The following is a 3,647-nucleotide window of genomic DNA, read 5'->3' as shown; positions in this document are numbered from 1 at the left end:
GTAATTTAGTGAAAATTATTAATAATAGAGCTTATATTGCTTCCTTATTTTATATGAAGTTAAGTAAGAATATTTTTCACTTTCAAAGCTTTCATTTGACTGTTTACTAAGAAAATGTTATTCTACTAGGGATAAAACTTTTAAACTGGTCCAGAGAGGCTAGCAAGGTTGTGGACATGAATATTAAGCTCTTTTCAAAAGAGGGCGTACTCTATCTTCTTTGCACCTGTTTTTTCTGGCAGGTGCTTTTTTCTCAAACTTTTTGGGAAATAAGAAAATACCTGTCAGAGAGCGGAGCAAAGTTTATCTCACAGCTACTTGGAATTTTAGAAATGGAGATATTATGCCAAAACGTACGGATATTAAAAAAATTATGATTATCGGATCAGGACCGATTGTTATTGGACAAGCCGCAGAATTTGACTATGCTGGTACTCAAGCTTGCTTAGCGCTTAAAGAAGAAGGCTATCAAGTTATTTTGGTTAATTCTAATCCAGCAACGATTATGACTGATCGTGAAATTGCGGATAAGGTTTATATTGAGCCGATTACGCTTGAGTTTGTCAGTAAAATTCTTCGTAAAGAAAGACCAGATGCGCTCTTGCCAACTTTAGGAGGGCAAACAGGCTTAAATATGGCCATGGAATTAGCCGAAAGCGGTATTTTGGAAGAACTTTCGGTTGAACTTTTAGGCACAAAACTATCCGCCATCGACCGAGCAGAGGACCGTGAATTATTTAAAGAGCTCTGCGAAAGTATCGGCGAACCTTTATGTGAATCCGAAATTGCCACAAGTGTTGAAGAAGCAGTTGTGCAAGCAAAAGAAATCGGATACCCTATCATTGTTCGTCCTGCCTTTACGATGGGAGGAACTGGAGGCGGTATTTGTGACAACGAAGCAGAACTTCGTGAAGTTGTTGCCAATGGCTTAAAACTTTCTCCAGTGACACAATGTTTGATCGAAAAATCAATAGCTGGCTATAAAGAAATAGAGTATGAAGTGATGCGTGACTCAGCAGATAATGCCATCGTGGTCTGCAACATGGAAAACTTTGACCCCGTAGGTGTACATACAGGAGACTCGATTGTGTTTGCGCCAAGTCAAACCTTGTCAGATGTTGAATACCAAATGCTTCGTGATGCTTCATTAAAAATCATTCGTGCTTTGAAAATCGAAGGGGGCTGTAATGTTCAGCTTGCTTTGGATCCACATTCTTATAAATATTATGTGATTGAAGTAAACCCACGCGTCTCACGCTCTTCTGCCTTGGCTTCTAAGGCGACAGGCTATCCTATCGCTAAGATGTCCGCTAAAATTGCAGTTGGAATGACTCTAGACGAAATCATCAATCCTGTCACAAACACAACCTATGCTATGTTTGAGCCAGCTCTTGACTACGTAGTTTCTAAAATTGCGCGCTTTCCTTTTGATAAATTTGAACATGGCGACCGTAACCTTGGTACGCAAATGAAAGCGACAGGGGAAGTTATGGCTATCGGTCGTAACATCGAAGAAAGTCTCCTCAAAGCTGTACGCTCTTTAGAAATAGGTGTGAGCCACAATCGTCTGGAAGAAGCAGAGGAAGTTACAGAAGAGTTCTTGTACGAAAAAATTATTAAAGCACAGGATGACCGTCTCTTCTATATTTCCGAAGCGATTCGCCGGGGGATTCCCATTGAAGAAATTGCGGCTTTAAGTAAGATTGATATTTTCTTCTTGGATAAATTGCTTCATATCGTTGAGATTGAAAAAGAGTTAGAACTGAATGTTTTTGATCCAGAGATTTTGAAGACAGCCAAGAAAAATGGTTTTTCGGATAAAGAGATTGCCCGTCTTTGGAATGTGACAGAGTCAGAAGTACGTCGTCGTCGCAAAGATGGAGAAATTCTTCCGGTCTACAAAATGGTAGATACTTGTGCTGCTGAGTTTGAAAGTAGCACGCCATATTTCTACTCGTCTTATGCATGGGAGAACGAATCTGTAAAATCTGAAAAGGAAAAGATCCTTGTTTTAGGTTCAGGTCCGATACGTATCGGTCAAGGGGTGGAGTTTGACTATGCGACTGTTCACTCTGTCAAAGCGATTCAGGCTTTAGGTTATGAAGCAATTATCGTCAACAGCAATCCTGAGACGGTTTCTACTGATTTCTCAATTTCAGATAAACTTTACTTTGAACCATTAACTTTCGAAGATGTTATGAACATTATCGACTTGGAAGAGCCTAAGGGTGTTATCGTGCAGTTTGGTGGACAGACAGCAATCAACCTTGCAGAACCTTTAGAAAAAGCAGGTGTACGTATCTTAGGGACACAAGTTGCTGACTTGGAGCGTGCGGAAGACCGTGATTCCTTTGAGAAGGCCTTGTCAGACCTAAATATCCCACAACCTCCAGGTGCGACAGCCACGAATGAAGAAGAAGCGGTTGCCAATGCCGCGAAGATAGGCTATCCTGTCTTACTCCGTCCCTCCTTCGTCTTAGGTGGACGTGCCATGGAAATTATTGATAATGAAGTCGATTTGCGTAATTATATGAACCGTGCAGTCAAGGCTTCGCCAGAGCATCCCGTATTAGTAGACAGCTATTTGACTGGACAAGAGTGTGAAGTTGACGCTATTTGTGATGGAAAAGATGTTTTATTGCCAGGAATCATGGAACACATCGAACGCGCAGGGGTTCACTCAGGAGACTCGATGGCAGTTTATCCACCACAAACCTTTAGTCCTGAGATTATTGAGACAATCGTGGATTACACTCAACGCTTGGCAGAGGGTTTGAACTGTATCGGGATGATGAATATTCAGTTTGTCATCCATGAAGAGCAAGTATATGTTATTGAGGTGAATCCACGTGCTTCGCGTACGGTTCCCTTCCTATCAAAAGTTACAGGAATTCCGATGGCACAGCTTGCCACACAGATGATTTTAGGGAAAACATTGGCGGAACTTGGTTACACATCGGGTCTTGCCCCAGAGTCAGAACTTGTCCACATCAAAGCGCCTGTCTTCAGCTTTAGCAAATTAGCAAAAGTGGACAGCCTTCTCGGTCCAGAGATGAAATCCACAGGTGAAGTGATGGGATCAGATACAACCTTAGAAAAGGCGCTTTATAAGTCTTTTGAAGCTGCAAAACTACACATGGCTGATCACGGTTCAATTCTCTTTACGGTCGCAGATGAAGACAAAGCAGAAACATTGGAGATGGCGAGACGTTTCGCCAATATCGGATATTCTTTAATCGCCACTTCGGGAACGGCACAGTATCTAAAAACTGCAGGACTCTATGTTCGAGAAGTTGGTAAAGTAACGGAGTCGACTGAAGACACCGTTATCGATGACATTCGTAAGGGACGTGTTCAAGCTATCATCAATACTATGGGCAGCAAACGTGTCTCGACAACTGAGACAGACGGTTTCTTGATTCGCCAAGAAGCAATCAGTCGTGGTATTCCACTCTTCACAGCTTTAGATACAGCAGAAGCTATCCTCCGTGTGATGGAGAGCCGCTCATTTACAATGAATGTCATTTAAACAAAAAAGCAGACTGGAGCTGCTTTTTTTATGTGACATTTTCTGGTTCTGTATAATCTGTGGTGGTAGATGAAAATCTACCGCCATTTTTTGTAGCTTGAATTGTCAAGTTAAGTGC

1 protein-coding gene is annotated in these 3,647 nt (G+C 41.7%); it reads left to right on the top strand.

Features of this window, described 5'->3' with window-relative positions; translation table 11 throughout:
* Window positions 1-343: 343 nt before the first annotated feature.
* Entirely contained in the window at window positions 344-3,529 is a 3,186-nt protein-coding gene (carB, locus tag B4H39_RS03215; RefSeq protein WP_251423428.1) for a carbamoyl-phosphate synthase large subunit, read from the top strand.
* Window positions 3,530-3,647: the final 118 nt, after the last annotated feature.

It is taken from the genome of Lactococcus sp. UBA7128, from assembly GCF_002492185.1.
In the GTDB taxonomy this organism is placed as follows: domain Bacteria; phylum Bacillota; class Bacilli; order Lactobacillales; family Streptococcaceae; genus Lactococcus; species Lactococcus muris.
This window is presented reverse-complemented; position numbering and strand designations above follow the sequence as displayed.